The 15,854-nt window shown below is 72.9% G+C and carries 13 protein-coding genes; 6 read left to right on the top strand and 7 right to left on the bottom strand.

The features are described from left to right. Window positions 1–566: 566 nt before the first annotated feature. The 4 genes from OG303_RS15810 to OG303_RS15795 all read right to left on the bottom strand — a co-directional run bounded on the left by OG303_RS15810 (window position 567) and on the right by OG303_RS15795 (window position 3,327). On the bottom strand, window positions 567–725 hold the full coding sequence (locus OG303_RS15810; RefSeq protein ID WP_405869026.1) for a DUF6760 family protein: 159 nt from the start codon (window positions 723–725) through the stop codon (window positions 567–569). Beyond that, window positions 722–1,228, bottom strand: a complete 507-nt coding sequence (locus OG303_RS15805; protein WP_405869025.1) for a hypothetical protein — start codon at window positions 1,226–1,228, stop codon at window positions 722–724. The genes OG303_RS15810 and OG303_RS15805 overlap by 4 nt, the downstream gene beginning before the upstream one ends. Continuing rightward, the gene (locus tag OG303_RS15800; RefSeq protein ID WP_133047373.1) at window positions 1,228–1,671 is read right to left on the bottom strand and encodes a phage tail protein; all 444 of its coding nucleotides are present in this window, start codon (window positions 1,669–1,671) and stop codon (window positions 1,228–1,230) included. Before OG303_RS15800 ends, OG303_RS15805 begins: the two co-directional genes overlap by 1 nt. Before the next feature lie 69 nt (window positions 1,672–1,740). Beyond that, window positions 1,741–3,327, bottom strand: coding sequence for a phage tail sheath family protein (locus tag OG303_RS15795; RefSeq protein ID WP_405869024.1), 1,587 nt, complete (start codon window positions 3,325–3,327; stop codon window positions 1,741–1,743). Window positions 3,328–3,556: 229 nt separating this feature from the next. On the opposite strand from OG303_RS15795, the gene OG303_RS15790 reads away from it, so the two are divergent. The 3 genes from OG303_RS15790 (at window position 3,557) to OG303_RS15780 (ending at window position 7,893) form a co-directional block, all read left to right on the top strand. After that, window positions 3,557–5,023, top strand: a complete 1,467-nt coding sequence (locus OG303_RS15790) for a DUF4157 domain-containing protein (RefSeq protein WP_405869023.1) — start codon at window positions 3,557–3,559, stop codon at window positions 5,021–5,023. Between the two features lie 83 nt (window positions 5,024–5,106). Beyond that, window positions 5,107–6,522 carry a hydrolase gene (locus OG303_RS15785; RefSeq protein WP_405869022.1) on the top strand — a complete coding sequence of 472 codons (1,416 nt, stop codon included), beginning with the start codon at window positions 5,107–5,109 and terminating at the stop codon, window positions 6,520–6,522. A 15-nt stretch (window positions 6,523–6,537) separates the two neighbouring features. Next, on the top strand, window positions 6,538–7,893 hold the full coding sequence (locus tag OG303_RS15780) for a ricin-type beta-trefoil lectin domain protein (protein WP_405869021.1): 1,356 nt from the start codon (window positions 6,538–6,540) through the stop codon (window positions 7,891–7,893). 27 nt (window positions 7,894–7,920) lie between these two features. On the opposite strand, the gene OG303_RS15775 is transcribed toward OG303_RS15780, so the two are convergent. The 3 genes from OG303_RS15775 to OG303_RS15765 form a co-directional block, all read right to left on the bottom strand. After that, window positions 7,921–9,942 carry an AAA family ATPase gene (locus OG303_RS15775; protein ID WP_405869020.1) on the bottom strand — a complete coding sequence of 674 codons (2,022 nt, stop codon included), beginning with the start codon at window positions 9,940–9,942 and terminating at the stop codon, window positions 7,921–7,923. Beyond that, window positions 9,939–10,622 carry a DUF4255 domain-containing protein gene (locus tag OG303_RS15770; RefSeq protein WP_405869019.1) on the bottom strand — a complete coding sequence of 228 codons (684 nt, stop codon included), beginning with the start codon at window positions 10,620–10,622 and terminating at the stop codon, window positions 9,939–9,941. The genes OG303_RS15775 and OG303_RS15770 overlap by 4 nt, the downstream gene beginning before the upstream one ends. 153 nt (window positions 10,623–10,775) lie before the next feature. Continuing rightward, window positions 10,776–11,444 (bottom strand): LuxR C-terminal-related transcriptional regulator, encoded by a 669-nt coding sequence (locus OG303_RS15765; RefSeq protein ID WP_405869018.1) that lies wholly within the window; start codon window positions 11,442–11,444, stop codon window positions 10,776–10,778. Window positions 11,445–11,713: 269 nt separating this feature from the next. Between OG303_RS15765 and OG303_RS15760 the strand changes: the two genes are divergently transcribed. From OG303_RS15760 to OG303_RS15750, 3 genes are all read left to right on the top strand, one after another. Then, window positions 11,714–14,494 (top strand): LuxR C-terminal-related transcriptional regulator, encoded by a 2,781-nt coding sequence (locus OG303_RS15760; protein ID WP_405869017.1) that lies wholly within the window; start codon window positions 11,714–11,716, stop codon window positions 14,492–14,494. A 362-nt stretch (window positions 14,495–14,856) separates the two neighbouring features. Further along, window positions 14,857–15,231, top strand: a complete 375-nt coding sequence (locus OG303_RS15755) for a sortase-dependent protein (RefSeq protein WP_405869015.1) — start codon at window positions 14,857–14,859, stop codon at window positions 15,229–15,231. Beyond that, window positions 15,228–15,848: a class F sortase gene (locus tag OG303_RS15750; RefSeq protein ID WP_405869013.1), complete on the top strand. Its 621-nt coding sequence runs from the start codon at window positions 15,228–15,230 to the stop codon at window positions 15,846–15,848. The genes OG303_RS15755 and OG303_RS15750 overlap by 4 nt, the downstream gene beginning before the upstream one ends. Window positions 15,849–15,854: the final 6 nt, after the last annotated feature.

Below are 15,854 nucleotides of genomic sequence, written 5' to 3'. Positions count from 1 at the left end.
GAACCCGCACTCGCACCCGAGCCCGGGACAGGCCGCCCCACCGCAGGAGCAACCCTCACCCTCGGACCGCCACCCGCACGCGCCAGGCCTCCCGAGGCCGAACCCCGTTCCGAAGCCCCCGCCGTACCGAACTGCCTCGGCGGAAGCACGCGCAGCGGGACCGCCGGGGCGCGCTGTACCACCGGCTCGGGGCCGGTCAACGGCAAGGTGCCCAGGGGGCGTTCGAGCCCGGGCACCGGACGGCCCGACGCCGACGTCGGGGCCGTGGCGGCCGCGTCGCCGAGCGTCGCGCTCGACCGGCCGTCCAGGACCGCGTGGGACGCCGTGGCGGTGAACGACGGGTTCTGCCACGTCGGCAGGCGCCCGCCGAACCCGGCGTCCGCGACGCCGGCGCGCCCCGGAGCCAGGGCACGCCGAATCGGCGGCAGCCCCGGCCAGGAGGCGGCCACCACAGGACGTACGTCAGTGCTCGCGGCCTTCGGCGCGGCGTCCACCTGCGGCGCGGCAACCGCCTCGCCGCCGCCACCGTCGGCCCGCTTCCGCAACCGGTCCAGAAACCCCACTGCTCAGCCCTCCGCCCCGGCCCGCGTCACCAGGGACGCGATCTCGCCCGTGAAACGACGGCGGTCGTGGTGTTCCAGGTCCAGGATCTCCTCCAGGCCCCAGTGGAAGTGATAGGCGACGTACGCGATCTCCTCGTGCAGTCGGTCGGTCGCGTACGTCACGATTCCCCCAGGCGGCTCCCGCCGAGTTCCACCTCGAAGGGCTCCGCGCAGTGCGGGCACTGCACGGCGGCGCGGGTGTGGCCCTCCGCGTTGATCTGGCGGTAGAAGTCCTGCAGGAAGGCCAGGTCGGAGGCGAACATGTTCTCCACGATCCCGTCGTGGACCATGGGCAGCGTGCCCAGGCGGGTGATCACCCGGCCCAGCAGGACCACCGACAGGTACGCCGGATTTTCCTGCACCCGCACGTCACGCAGCGGCACGAGTTCGTCCCGCGCCGTCGACAGGCGCATCACGCCGTCCCGGTGGACGGTGCCCGCCTCGTCGACGTATCCGCGCGGCAGCTGGAAGGGGAACTCGGTGCGCAGCGACTCCTGTTGCTGCACCGGGACGGGAGCCGCCGGGGCCGGTGTCGCCTCCGGTGCCGGCAACTCCACGCCCGTCTCCGCCGCGTCCGCGCCGGAGAACGTGACGGCGGCGCCGGCCCTGGCAGCCGTACGCCGCATTACTCGATGACCAGTTCTTCGAACGCGATGGTCACGGTCTCGGTGAGGGCCGCCGCCTCGCCCGCCTTCACCGTGCTCGCGTCGATCTTGTTGCACCAGGCGTTGCGCAGGTGGTAGCGCTTCACCGGGTTGTTCTGGAAGTCCATCATGATGATCGAGGCGTTCTTGCGGGCCGTGGTCATCTGCCCGGAGATCGACTCGTTGATCCACTGTGTGAACGACGCCGACTGGGTCATACCGCGCACGACCGTGCAGGTCCCGTTCTTCTTCACGCCCGGCAGGTTCTTGACGACGTTCTGCCCGTTGGGGGTGTTCTGCTGGTACGTGATGACGTCCTGCTCGATGCTCAGTCCGCTGACCTCGGCGAGGTACTCGACCATCACGCCGTCGATCTGCAGGCCGAAATTGTGTGAGGTGAGGGCGTCACCCGGCTGGAGACTCATCTGTTCGCTGTCCTTGTGAGGGTTTCGATGAAGGGCTTACGGAGGCGGAGGAGCCCGGGGTGCCGGGATCTACTCCTCCAACTCCCCGTTGCCGCTGGAGAACTGGGCCAGCCGGAAGATCACGAACTCGGCGGGCTTGACCGGCGCGATGCCGATCTCGCAGACGACCCGCCCGACGTCGACCGACTCCGGAGGGTTGGTCTCCTCGTCGCACTTGACGTAGTACGCCTCCTCGGGACGCTGGCCGAAGAGGGCGCCGCTGCGCCACTCGTTGACCATGAACGCCGAGATGTTGCGCCGGATCCGGGCCCACAGGGCGTGGTCGTTCGGCTCGAACACCACCCACTGGGTGCCGATCAGGATCGACTCCTCCAGGTAGTTGAAGTACCGGCGGATGTTCAGGTAGCGCCAGGCCGGGTCGGAGGAGAGGGTGCGCGCGCCCCAGACGCGGATGCCGCGGCCGGGGAAGGAGCGGATGCAGTTGACGCCGATCGGGTTGAGCAGGTCCTGCTCACCGCGGGTGATCTGGATCTCCAGGTCCACCGCGCCGCGTACGACCTCGTTGGCGGGCGCCTTGTGGACACCGCGCTCCGAGTCGTTGCGGGCCCAGATGCCGGCGATGTGACCGCTCGGCGGGATCAGCCGGGACTGGCCGCTCGCCGGGTCGAACGTCTTGATCCACGGGTAGTACAGGGCCGCGTACTTGGAGTCGTAGCCGGCCGTCTCCTGGCGCCAGACCCGGATCTGACGGGCATTGAGGCTCGGCGGCGGGTCGACGATCGCGACCCGGTCGCCCATCAGCTCGCAGTGCGCGATCAGTCCGAGCTGGACCGCCTTGACGGCCTCCAGGTCGATCGCGCCGCGCTGGTAGGCCGCCATCAGGTCGGGCACCGCGACCATGGAGATCTCGTCCACGGCCTCCAGGCCGCCGAAGCCGGTGCGGTCCGCGGAGTCGCCGAGGTAGGTGGCCGGTCCCGGATGCGAGGCCTCGACGGGCTTCTCCGGCGCGGCGGGGGCGGCCGCGGGGGCCGCGAGGGCCACCGTCTGGTTGTCCGGGCGGGCCAGCTGCGCGGCCGGCGCGGCCTCGGTCACGGTGATGAGCTTGGAGCGCTCCTTCACCTGCGTGACGACGTAGTTGCGGCCGCCCTTCTTGGCGGTCACGTCGAAGTTCTCGACGGCCTTGTCGCCGTCCTTGACGATCAGCCTGAACCGCTCGGCCGGGCCCTCGCCCTCCGGGTCGGCGACCTCGACGCTCAGCGAGCCGTTGCCGCCGGAGGCGATGGCCGTAACGGTGAACGTGCCGAGCTGCGCCGGCTCGGCGGCGGGCAGCGCCGCCCTGGCGGCGGAACCGGTCACGGCGGCGGGGGCGCCACCGGCCGCGGCACCCTCGGCGGAGCCGCCGACGCGGACCACGTACGCGGCCGTACCGCCGTTGTTGAAGAAGCCGTAGACCGAGTGCGCGAGGTAGTACCCGTCGGTGAACTCACCGAACGACGCCACGTACTGAGTCCAGTTGGTGACCAGGGTCGGCTCGTTCAGCGGGCCGGTCGGCGCGAGCCCCACGAAGGCCGCGACCGACGTGCCCACTCCCTCGATGGGGCGCGAGCCGCTGGCCACCTCCTCGACGTAGACGCCGGGCGACAGGTAGGACGGCATGCTCTGCTCTCCTCGAGGTGCGAGTCAGGAACTCCCCCAGCCTCACGCGCGCGGGGCGGCGCGGAAACGTCCCCCGGTGCCGGACCGGGGGCAACTCCCTTGCCCGCAAGGGCAGTCCGGTCGGTCCTGCCTCACGGACCTGCCCCCGGGTCTGCCCTTACGGCCCTTCTCGCGCATGAGGGAGCCCGGTAACGCTGGAGGGCCAGTCATCCGGGAACGAGGGAGTGCCGTGCGCGCACAGGGGACAAGAGGCCGCGAGGACAGCGACCAGCAGCGGGCTCGCCCTGTCCCGGCACCGGGTACGACCGCGCAGCGCATGCTGGACCTCCAGCGCCTGGCGGGCAACGCCGCGGTGGCCAGGGCCGTGACCGAGGAGCGGCACGAGCACGACGCGGGCTGCGGGCATGTGCCGTCCGTGCAGCGCCGGGCCCTCGTGCACGACGTGGTGCGCTCCTCCGGGCAGTCCATGGACCCGGCGCTGCGCGGCGAGATGGAGGCCCGGTTCGGCGGGGCCGACTTCAGCGGCGTGCGCGTGCACACGGGCTCCCTGGCCCGGGAGTCGGCCGTGCAGCTGCAGGCGAAGGCCTACACCTCCGGGCCCAACGTGGTCGTCGGCGACACCATGACCAAGGAGGACTGGGCCCACGAACTGACCCACTACCAGGACCAGATGGCCGGCCCGGTCCCGGGAACGGACAACGGCGCCGGGGTGCGGGTCTCCGACGTGAACGACTCGGGCGAGCGCCGTGCGGTGGACAACGCCCGGCGGGTGATGAGCGGACCGGCGCCCGCGGTGCAGCGGAAACCGGCACCGGCGCCCGCCGTGCCCACGGCGGCCGGCGTCGTGCAGCGGGTCACCCAACTGGCCGTGCAACAGGGGCCGTCCTGCTGGCTCTACGTCCTGGAGGCCATCGCCGAGTACCACGGGCTGCCCGTCCAGGCGCTGTCCGTCGCCATGCGGGCCTACCCGTCCACGGAGGTCCGCGACGAGCGCCTTCGGCAGGAGCACCAGCAGGGGAACAACGTCAACGGCCGCGAGCTCGCGGTGATGATGATGGGCGAGTCCCTGGGCGCCATGGTGCGCACGCTCGACACCTGGCGCTCGCACAACCCCAACGAATCGGACATCACCCGCGACCAGGTCGCCGCCTTCGCCCGCCGGTCCATCGGGGCGGACGCCTCGGTCGGCAAGCTGGACTTCCAGGACGACAAGGCGCAGTTCGACTCGATCCACCAGGTCTACGTCAAGGCGTACGACCGCGCCAAGCAGCTGGTGAAGAAGGTCGGCGCGGCCGGCGACGAGGTCAGCAAGCTCCTCGACACCGCCCCCGCCCAGATCGACGCGAGCCAGAGCCTCAACGACGTACGCCTCGCCATCGAGAACCAGAGCCTGCCCTGCTATGCCGGTATCAGGCGCAGGTTCAAGCTGGGGAAGAGCGACGTGGGCCCGGTGGTCGACCTGACCCAGCGGTCGGCGGCCGCGATGGAGAACACGGTCCACGCCGTCCTCATCGACTCCTACGACAAGTCGAACCGCGTCGTCACCTACAAGGACCCCAACTACGGGAACCTCGAAATCAAGGTGAGCCTCCGCCAGTTCCAGGGGATGGCCGGCAACAGCTCGCAGAAGATGACCCTGCGGCCCTACTCGACCGGGCCCCGCGCGAAGCCGGGACTCGACGACCTGCAGGACTGACCGCCACCACTCTGCCCCGCCGGTCACGGGGGTGTGCCCCAAAGCCTCCTGACCGGCACCGCTCCCGCCCCTAGCGTGATGACGTGAGCCTGTGGACTTCTCTGGAACCCGCCTCCGCGACCGTCGATCCGGGGGGCAGTACGCGCGTGCAGCTGCGCCTGCGCAACACCGGTGATGTCGTCGACGAGTACCGCTTCGAACCGGTGGGGCCGATCGCCCCCTGGACGACCGTCGAGCCGCAGACGCTCCGGTTGTATCCGGGGACGACGGGGAGCGTGGAGCTGACGTTCGCTCCGCCGCGCACCCCGGATGCCGCTGCCGGGCCGAATCCGTACGCGGTGCGGATCACGCCGACCGAGCATCCCGAGGCGACGACCGTCCCCGAGGGGAATCTGACGATCACCCCGTTCACCGAGGTGCGGGCGGAGTTGGTGCCGCACACGGTGAAGGGACGCTTCCGGGGACGCCCCCGCCTCGCCGTGGACAACCTCGGCAACACCAGGCTGACCGCCTCGGTCAGCGGCAGCGACAACGGCGACCAGTTGTCGTACGACATCCACCCCAGCAACGTGCAGATCGAACCCGGCCGCGCCGCGTTCGTGAAGACGACTCTCAGGCCGCGCCGCATCATCTGGTTCGGGCCGAAGGAGCAGCGCCCGTACACGCTGAACGTGCTGCGCTCCGGGGCCAACCCCGTTGCCGTGGAGGGGACTTACCTTCAGCGTGGTTTCCTGCCGCGCTGGCTCGCCACGTTCTTCGGGGTCTTCATGGCTCTGGCGATCACGTTCGTGATGCTGTGGATCGCCTACAAGCCTCCCGTCAACTCGGGCGCCACCGAGAAGTCCGTCGAGGCGGGCGCGACACTGGCCCCCAGCCCCTCGGTGTCGGTGACGCCGCCGCCGCCGCCCACCGGTGCGGCCACCACACCCGCGGCCGATGGGCAGGCGTCGGGCGGCGGTGCGGGCGGTGGCGGCGGAGGTGCCACGGCCACCGTGACCGCGAAGCCGCCGCAGGACACCGCCGCCACCGCCGTGCGCCGCCTCGCCAAGGACGACCCGGCCGGGCGGCACATCTGCTACCGCGCCTTCGTCACCGGGCGCGGCTGGCAGAAGCCGGTGTGCGACGGCACCATGGCCGGTACGACGGGCCAGGAGGCACCGATCAAGGCGCTCAACATCGCGGTGACCGGCACCGGTGGCTCGGCCGCCAACGCCTTCGTCCACAACCCCCAGTCGACCGACGGCAGGGGCAAGTGGGAACCGCAGTGGACGGCCATCATCGCCGACGGCGAGAACAACTACATCGGCGGATCCAAGAAGGACGACCCGTACATGTCGGGCTTCGCCATCAACATCGGCAGCGGCCAGGTCTGCCAGGTGGCGCACGTCAGCGACTCCGGCTGGGGCACCCAGGGTTGTGCCAAGCCACGCCCCGCCTACATCTTCGGCGGCACCCTCGACAACTCTCACTGGCTCGAAGCCGTCAAGTTCACGGTGTGACGGGTGCCGGCTGACATGACGCTCTGGACTTCCCTCGAGCCCGCTTCCGCGACGGTGGACGCGGGGGGCAGTACGACGGTGCGGCTGCGCCTGCGCAACACCGGTGACGTGGTCGACGAGTACCGCTTCGAGCCCGTCGGTCCCGTCGCCCCGTGGACGACGGTGGAGCCCCCGTCCCTGCGGCTGTATCCGGGGACGACGGGGGACGTGGAGCTGACGTTCGCTCCGCCGCGCACCCCGGACGCCGCTGCCGGGCCGAATCCGTACGCGGTGCGGATCACGCCGACCGAGCATCCCGAGGCGACGACCGTCCCCGAGGGGAATCTGACGATCACCCCGTTCACCGAGGTGCGGGCGGAACTCGTCCCGCCGACCGTCAAGGGACGCTTCCGGGGACGTCCTCGCCTCGCGATCGACAATCTGGGCAACACCAGGCTGACCGCCTCGGTCAGCGGCAGCGACAACGGCGACCAGCTGTCGTACGACCTCCACCCGAGCAATGTGCAGATCGAGCCGGGCCGGGCCGCCTTCGTCAAGGCGGCCCTGAAGCCGCGGCGGATCATCTGGTTCGGGGCGAAGGAGCAGCGCCCGTACACGCTGAACGTGCTGCGTTCCGGGGCCAACCCCCTTGCCGTGGAGGGGACTTACCTCCAGCGTGGTTTCCTGCCGCGCTGGCTCGCCACGTTCTTCGGGGTCTTCATGGCTCTGGCGATCACGTTCGTGATGCTGTGGATCGCCTACAAGCCTCCCGTCAACTCGGGCGCCACCGAGAAGTCCGTCGAGGCGGGCGCGACACTGGCCCCTTCCCCGACGCCCACCCCGGCGCTCACTCCCGCCGCCCCGGAGTCGTCCACTCCGGCGCAGGGCGGCGGCGGGCAGACCGAGAAGGCGAACGGGTCGGGCGGCTCGGGGTCGACGGGCGGTGGCAAGCAGTCCGGTGGGTCGAAGGCCACGCCCAAGCAGTCCGCCTCGGCCGTGGGGCAGCTCATCATCGGGCAGGCCTCGAATCGTTGCGTCGACGTCACCGACGAGCAGAACGGGAAGGCGAAGGACGGCACCCCGCTGCAGCTGTGGGACTGCGCCGGATCGGCCAACCAGAAGTGGGACTTCCGCGGTGACGGCACCGTGCGTTCCCTCGGCATGTGCATGGACGTGGCCTGGGGCTCCAAGGACGACGGGGCGGCGATCCAGCTGGCCCGGTGCAGCGGCAACCCGGCACAGCAGTTCGTGCTGAGCCAGGCCGGCGACCTGGTGAACCCGCAGGCCGACAAGTGCGTGGACGCCAAGGACAACGGGACCGGCAACGGGACAAAACTACAGCTGTGGACGTGCTCGGGTACGCCCAACCAGAAGTGGCGGGTGCAGGACTGAGGGGTCCTGGTGACGGCCGAGCGGTCGCTACCAGGTGCCTTCGCCCGGGACCAGACGGCCCGCCTTGCGGTACTCGCGGCGGGCGCCCTCCAGCAGGTCGGCCGAGGTGACGAGGTCGTCCCGCCCGGCGGCGAGGTACGCCGCGGTCACCACGGCGCTGCGGATCGAGCCGCCGGCGAGTTCGAAGTCGGCTGCCACGGAACCGAGTTGGACGTCCTCCACGCACGGCACATGGGACAGGCCGTGCCGCCACAGGGCCAGGCGCTGCCCGCTGTCCGGGAACGGGAAGTCGACGACCAGGTCCAGACGCCGGCTGAACGCCTCGTCGATATTGGCCCGCAGGTTGGTGGTGAGCAGGGCGATGCCGTCGAAGGACTCCAGCCGCTGGAGCAGATAGGCGCTCTCCATGTTGGCGTACCGGTCGTGCGAGTCCTTCACCTCGGACCGCTTGCCGAACACGGCGTCGGCCTCGTCGAAGAGGAGCACGGCGTCGGTGCGGTCGGCCTCGGTGAAGATGCGTTCGAGGTTCTTCTCGGTCTCACCGACGTATTTGTCGACGACGGACGACAGTTGGACCACATAGAGGTCGAGGCCCAGTTCGGCGGCGACCACCTCCGCCGAGAGCGTCTTGCCGGTGCCGGACTCGCCCGCGAACAGGCCGAGCACGCCCCGGCCGCGGCCGCCACCCGCGCTGAGCCGCCAGTCGCCGAGCACCCGGTCGCGGTGGCGGGCGCGCAGGGCGAGTTCGCGCAGCTGGGTCAGGGGCCGGTCGGGCAGGACGAGATCGTGCCAGTCGACGGCGGGGCGGATCCGGCGGGCGTGCTGTTCCAGGCCCGAGGCGGACTGCTGGCGGGCGGCCAGGCGCAGATGGGCGGGGGAGAGCGGGGTGCCCTCGAAGTGGGCCAGGCTCCGGGCCGCGTGCGCGGCGCGGGTGATCCGGTCGCCGGGGAGGTGATACGGGGCGACGGTGGCGGCCAGGTCGAAGTCGGGTTCCCCGCCGAGGGCGGCCGACCAGGTGCGCAGCGCTCCCGCCCGCTGCGGGGGCACATCCAGCACGAGGGGGTCCTGGTCGCACCAGTGCGGATCGTACGGCCGGGGACCGGCGAGCAGCACGGGCACGTCCGTGGCCGCGGCCAACGCCCGTGTCAGCGCGGCCGGTTGGTCGGGCAGCCCGGAGACGACGACCGTGTGGCCGCCCAGCCTGGCCTCCCGCAGCAGCTCGGGGACGCGGTCCTCGGGACCGGAGAAGCGCAGGGCCGTGACGCCCGCCGTGCGCAGGGCGGCCGTGACGCAGGCGAGCCCGTCGCCCTCGCGCCGCTCACGGAGGTAGACGGTCAGCGGAGCGCCGGCGGTGAGCAGGGTGGCCAGCCGGCGGACGAAGACGGTGAACTCGCCGTCGGGGCCGGGCTCCTGGTCTTCGTACGGCTCCGGTGGAGCGGTGAGCGGGTGGAGCAGCCCGGCGAGCGTCGCGTCGGGGGTGTCGTCGCCGAGCAGGTGCGCCACGAGGCGGTCGGGCACCCGCAACGAGCGGCTGAGGAACGGGCGTTCGGGCTCCTCCACGCTGAGCAGCCCGAGTCCGGCCGGCGGAGCCGTGGGGTGGAACCGGGCCCGCGCACCCGCCGAGTGGACGGGGACGCCGATCAGGTCGAGGGCGAGCGCGACGGTGGCCCGGCGACGGCTGACGTCGTCGTTCAGATAGCCGTACAGCGGCTCGAAGGTGCGATCCAGGTCGGGGGCGAGGGCGATGAGGAGCACGGCGGCGTCGAGTTCGGTCAGACCGAGACGCGCGCAGAGGTCGGCGAGCCGGTCGTGCGGGAGCCCGGCGGCGGAGGGGAGAGGGACCCGTACGGGCTCCGCGGGGCGCAGCAGATGCCGTACCGCCTCCTGCGACAGGTAGAGGCCGCGCAGCGGGTCCGCGGCCGTGGGGTCGTCTGCGGACCGGTGCTCCACCAGCCGGGCGACACTGTCCCGCAGACCGTCGAGACGGGCGAGGAGCGGGGCGGCGAGGGCGGACGGGGTCGCTTCGTGCGTCGGGGTCTGCGTGGTCACGTCGTGCGACCCGCGCCCCGGCCGCGGCGGGCCGCCTCGCGGGCGTCCCGTGCCGCCGCCACCTGCGTGGGCCGGTGCGCGCGCTCCTCCGTCCCCGGCGGTCGGTCGTCCAGGGTGCGGACGCGGACCGCCGCGCCCTCGGTGACGGGCGGGCCGGCGTCGTATTCGGGATAGGCCGGGAAGGGGGCGGTGACCACCAGGTCGAGGGACGGCTTGAGTTCACCGCCGAGCGCGGACCAGATCTCCGCCAGCGACCGCGACTCGGTCTGGATGCCGGCCACCGACACCGGCACCGTCAGCCCCAACGCGCCCAGCGCGCCCGGGAGTTCCTCGGGGCCGAGCATCTCGCGCGGGATCAGCGTGGCCAGCACGGCGGACAGCAGCCGGTGTTCGTCCTGGGGCTGCTTCGTCCACGCGGTCAGCAGGTACGACAGCCGGAACCAGCGCGGAGGTTGGCGCCGCTTGACGACCACGTCACGCTCGTCGTGCACCGGGACATGGCCGCGCTGACGGCGGTTGACGTCCTCCCGGATGTCGTACAGGTAGGCGTTGATGGTGGGCGCGTTGCGGCGGGCGGCCCAGTCGCGGGTCGGGGCGTCGAAGGCGACGTCGATGCCGGAACCCGCCAACGCGCCGCCGACGAGCAGCCCCTTGAGGACCTCGTCCACTTCGTGGATCACCGTCGTGCTCCCGCCCCGCGGTGCTCGACACCGCACGAAACCTGCCGCCGTACCCGATCCTGCCCTCCGTCCCGACCGTCCGCGCAGACCCGCAGGGGACGGCAGCAGGGCAGACCACGCTGCCCGGGGGGCCGGAGTGGGCTGCCCGATCGGTCAGATGTAGCCTTCCCGCAGGGCATGGGCCACGGCGTGTGCCCGGTTGCGAAGGTGCAACCGGGTGGTGAGGCCGTGGATGACGTTTTTGACGGTGCGTTCGGAGTAGGACAGCTTGCCGGCGATCTCTCCGGTGTCGAGTCCCTCGGCGACCAGACGCAGTACGTCCACCTCACGCGGGGCCAGCCCCGAGGAGGGGCTGCCGGTGCGGCCGGCGGCGCTGCGGTGCAGCGTTCCCACCTGGTTGATCAGCCGGCCGAGCAGGTCGGCGGGCAGGTCGCCGTCACCGCGCGCGGCCGCGAGCACGGCCTGTACCAGGCGGGTCGCGGTGGCCTCGTGCCGCCACACGATCGCGCCGACCCCGCACTCGATCACGTCGAGCAGCTCGGCCTCCTTGAGGGCGCTCACCACGAGCACCGCCCGCGCCCCCTCGCTGCGCACCACTCGGCGCAACTGCGTCAGCGCGGCCTCGTCGAGCTCGTCGCCGACGATGAGGGCGACCGTGCCGGGCCCGGAGGCGCTCTCGTCCCGGAGTTCGATCTCCGGGTACCGGCGCAGCTGGCCGGTCGCGCCCTCGCGCAGGATCGGGTCGGGGGCGTGCACCGCCACGGGTATCCGCTCCGGTACGTCGGCCGTACCGGGGTGTGTGGTCCGCGCTGAGCCGAGCAACCGTTTCCCCCATGTCCACGTGCCTGCCACCTCTGCGGGTCCGGTGGCAGATGTGCGCTCTCCACACTCGTGGGGCGGGTGGGGCGGCCGCAATCGTGGAGCACCACGAGTGGCACCACGAGATCGGCCGTACGGCTACCACGACGGCACCGGACCGTCCGGTTCTCCGGTGTCCGCTTTCAGCCACCGTGGGACTTGTCACGGCACGCCGGTACGGCGGCACGCGTCCTCGACTCCGGAACACGTCACGTCCGAGCAGGGAGACAGGGATGTCCGAAGCGCAGCGTGAACAACCGCGCGAACACCGGCGAGCCGGCGCCCTGTTGGCGGACGCGGCCGCGCGTGCCCGGGCCGGCGCGGGCGGTCTGGTGCTGCTGCGCGGCGCCACCGGCACCGGCCGGACCACCGTCCTGGAGGCCGCCGCCGACGCCGCCCTCGCGCACGGCATGCGGGTGCTGCGCGCCCGCTGCTCCCCGGGCGACGCCGCGGTGCCCTTCGCCGCCGTGCTCCAACTCCTGGGTCCCGTACCGGAATTCGAGCGGAGTGGCTCGACGGGGAGCGAGCGCGAGCTGGGCGCCCTGCTGCGGCGGGTGCTCGACTCGTACGCCGACGAGTCCCCCCTGCTGGTCGTCGTGGACGACGTCCACCTCGCCGACGCCCCCTCGTACCGCTGGCTGGTGGAGTCCGCGCGGCACGTGGACCGATTAGCCCTGCCGATCCTGCTGGCCGTCACCGAGCGCAGCCAGTACGACATCGATCCGCCCACACCGGGCTTCACCCACACCCTCTCGCCCGCCCACGTGCGCACCCACACCCTCGCCCCGCTCACGGCGCGGTCGGCGGCCGAGCTGGTGCGCGCGGAGTTCCCGGGGGCCTCGCAGGCATGGATCGACGGCTGCGTACGGGCCGGGGCGGGCAGCCCGCTGCTGCTGCGGGCCCTCCTCCACGACCTCGGGGCCCAGGGCGATCACCCCGCCGTGCCGGAGACGTCCGCCGCGCTGTACCCGGGGGAGTACCAGGCGGCCGTGTCGTGGTGGCTGGACAGCGCCGGGCCCGGCACCTCGGAGGTGGCACGGGCGCTCGCCGTCCTCGACGAGGGGTGGGACCTGAACGCGCCCGCACCGGTGGGCCTCGGTCCTCCCGCCGAGGGCCTTGCCGCGCTGCTCGCCGAGCTGGCGGGCGCGGACCCGGCCCGGGTCGCGGGCTGGCTCACCGCGACGACCGGGCTCGGAGCGCTGCGCCCGGACCCGGGCGGACGGCCGCGCTACGCCCATCCCCTGCTGCGGGACGCGGTGCTCACCGGCGTGCCCGTGGCCCGGCGGCGCGCCGCGCACCGGACGGCGGCCGAGGCCATGCTGCACGGCGGCGCCACCACCGAGACGGTGGCCCGGCAGCTGCTGCTGTCCGACGCGGTGGGCGACTCCTGGGCACCGGGCGTGCTCCAGGACGCCGTGTCCCTGGCCCTGCGCGAGGGCCGCACCGACGACGCCGTCGCGTTTCTGCGCCGGGCCCTGGAAGAGCCCCTGCCCGACCAACGGCGGCAGCGGCTGCTGACCGAGCTGGGCTCGCTGGAGTGCGCGGGCCGCGAGTCCTCGGCCGGGATCCCCCGGCTCACCGAGGCGCTGCGGCTGCCGGGCGCACCGCAGGACCGGGTGCGCGCGGCCATGGCCCTGGGCACCGCGCTGGCCGGGCGCGGCAGGCCCCGCGCGGCGGTGGACCTGCTGCGCGCGGTGGACGAGCAGCTCGCCGACGAGGGCGATCTCGCCGGCATCCTGCAGAGCGCGTCCGCTCTGCTGTCCGAACAGGACCAGACGGTCCGCCGCGAGGTGTACCGCCGGCTGTGCGACCGTGCCGAACGCGCCCCGGAGCTGCTCGGCCCGGCCACCCGGGCGCTGCTCGTGCGCTACGCGGCCACCGCCGGGCTGACCTCGGCCGACGACGCGATGCAGCGGCTGCGCGCCCTGCTCGCCGAACCGTCCGACCCGCTGACCGAGCCCTTCCTGGTGGGCACGGCCGCCGCGGTCGCCCAGTGGGCCGACGAACTCGACGAGGCGGAACAGCTCGTGGAGCGCGGCCTGGCCGGTCAGCGCCCCGGTCTGCTGCACCCGATGCACCTGGCCCTGCTCAGCACCCGCGCCGACATCGCGGCGGCCCGGGGCGAGTACGGGCGGCTCCCGGCCGAGCCGCCCCTCCTGCCCGACACCGGACCCTCCAACGCGCACGCCCACACCCTGATCGCCCTCGTGGAGACCGGCCGCACGGCCGAGGCGCGGCGGCTCGCGGACGGCTTCGACCTGCGGGAGGCGCCCGACTCCTGGGAGTTGAACCGCTTCCTGTACGCGCGGGGCCTGCAACGTGCTGCCGCGGGCGACCCGGCGGGGGCGCTGCACGACTTCCTGGAGTGCGGCCGCCGCCAGTCGGCCCGCAAGGTGGTCAGCCCGGTGGTCACGCCGTGGCGCTCGGCCGCCGCGGAGTGCCGGCTCGCCCTCGGCAGCCCCCGGGAGGCGCTCGCCCTGGCCGAGGAGGAACTGCGCCTGGCCCGGGAGTGGGGTACGCCCCGCCCGGTGGGCCGCGCCCTGCGCACGCTCGGCACGGTCACGGGCGGCCGCCGGGGTCTGGAACTGGCCGACGAGGCCGTACGAGTGCTGCGGGACGCGCCCGCCGCGACCGAACCGGAGCTGGTGGCCGCGCTGATCGCACAGGGCCGTCAGCTGACCGCCGCCGGGGACCGCGCCCGCGCCCGGGACTGCCTGCGGGAAGCGGCCGAACGCGCCGAACGGCTGGGTGCCCTGCGGCTGCGGACGCGCGCGGAGGAGGCCCTGCGCGAGGGCGGTGCCCGCCGTGCCGCCGTCGTCCGCACCGGCTCCGGCTCCCTCACCGGCAGCGAGCTCCGCATCGCCCAACTGGCCGCCGGCGGCCGCACGAACACGGAGATCGCCGATCTGCTGCACCTCGCCCGACGCACCGTGGAGACCCATCTCACCAGCACATACAAGAAGTTGGGGATACGACGACGGGTCGAGCTGAGGGACGCGCTGGCCGCGGAGTAGGCCCTGTCCGGCGGATCTGCCCGGCGTCGCGGGGTCCGGTACGCGCTCCCCCAGTGGGCGTGCCCCCAGCGCCGTTGTCGTCGCTTGCCGACGCCCCGCGTCGACGCCCTCCTCCGCCTACGGTCGCCGTGGAGGTCGCCTCGTACAGCCGGGCCAGGCCCGGCGCGCCGGGTGCGACGAGCGAGGGGTGCAGGACGGAGGCGACCGTGTCGCAGAGGCCGTGGCCGCCCTGGTGCGGGGCGGCGGTGTCATGACTTTGCCAGCTCTTTACAACCCGCCCCACCGCTGCCTCGTCTCTCCGCTCGATCAGTGACACAGCCCGCCCGCCGACCACCGGGCGGACCGACGAAAGAGAGCGATTCATGCGCCGAACCGGCTTCAGTGTCATGGCACTTGCCTGCACCGCCGTGCTGGCGGGGGCGGTGCCCGCGTTCGCCGACGGGACGAGCTCGACCCCGAGCCCCGTACCCAGCGCCACCCGTGCCCCCAGCACCGCTCCCAGCGCCGAACCCACCTCCGCGCCCGCCAGCGCCGTCCCGAGTGCGGCCCCGACCCGGGCGCCGTCCTCGGGCCAGGTCTCCGTCAGGCCGAGCGGTGCGCCGAACACCGGTGTGGTGCCGACGTCTTCGGACTCCTCCAGCGCGGGTGCGCTGATCGGCGGGGGCGCCGCCGCGGCCGTCGTCCTGGGCGGCGGCGCGGTCTTCCTCGTACGCCGCCGGCAGGCGAACGGGGCATGAGCCCGTTCTCCGGGCGCGCCTTCGCCACCGCGGTGCTGGCCGCGCTGCTCGTGGGCTGCGGCGCCTCCGGCACCACGACCGGGAGCCCCGCGCACACGAGCACTGCGAGCACACCGTCGTCCTCCGCGCCGCCCCCCGCCAAGTCGGTGTCGGCGGTGGGGCGATCGACCCCGGTCGGCCTCCGGATACCGGCGATCGGGGTCGACACCCCGGTCATGAAGCTGGGGCTGGCCGCGGACGGCAGCGTGCAGGTGCCGCCGATCCAGGCGCACGACCGGGCGGGCTGGTACGAGCACTCCCCGACACCGGGCCAGACCGGCCCGTCGGTGATCCTCGGCCATGTCACGGTCGGCGCCTACGGGGACGGAGTCTTCCGGCACCTGGGAGACCTGCACCGGGGCGAGAAGATCGTGGCGCGCCTGGAGAACGGCACGGCTGCGGTGTTCGCCGTGACGAAGGTGGAAACGGTGGCCAAGGCCGACTTCCCGTCGGACGAGGTGTACGGGAACGTCGACCGGCCGGAGCTGCGTCTCATCACGTGCGGCGGCGAGCGCACCGGTGACGGATACCGCGACAACGTGATCGTCTTCGCGGCACTGAGCTCCGCGAACCCCTGACCGGCC

Source organism: Streptomyces sp. NBC_00005 (assembly GCF_045160215.1).
Classification (GTDB): domain Bacteria; phylum Actinomycetota; class Actinomycetes; order Streptomycetales; family Streptomycetaceae; genus Streptomyces.
The sequence above is the reverse complement of the archived record's forward strand: the minus strand, read 5'-3'. Positions and strand labels throughout refer to the sequence as shown.

What these genes read in the sequence shown, in the direction of transcription:
- OG303_RS15805 (WP_405869025.1), bottom strand. Translation starts at nt 1,228, where the DNA reads ATGCGGCGTACGGCTGCCAGGGCCGGCGCCGCCGTCACGTTCTCCGGC.
- OG303_RS15750 (WP_405869013.1), top strand. Translation starts at nt 15,228, where the DNA reads ATGAGCCCGTTCTCCGGGCGCGCCTTCGCCACCGCGGTGCTGGCCGCG.
- OG303_RS15800 (WP_133047373.1), bottom strand. Translation starts at nt 1,671, where the DNA reads ATGAGTCTCCAGCCGGGTGACGCCCTCACCTCACACAATTTCGGCCTG.
- OG303_RS15755 (WP_405869015.1), top strand. Translation starts at nt 14,857, where the DNA reads ATGCGCCGAACCGGCTTCAGTGTCATGGCACTTGCCTGCACCGCCGTG.
- OG303_RS15780 (WP_405869021.1), top strand. Translation starts at nt 6,538, where the DNA reads ATGACGCTCTGGACTTCCCTCGAGCCCGCTTCCGCGACGGTGGACGCG.
- OG303_RS15795 (WP_405869024.1), bottom strand. Translation starts at nt 3,327, where the DNA reads ATGCCGTCCTACCTGTCGCCCGGCGTCTACGTCGAGGAGGTGGCCAGC.
- OG303_RS15760 (WP_405869017.1), top strand. Translation starts at nt 11,714, where the DNA reads ATGTCCGAAGCGCAGCGTGAACAACCGCGCGAACACCGGCGAGCCGGC.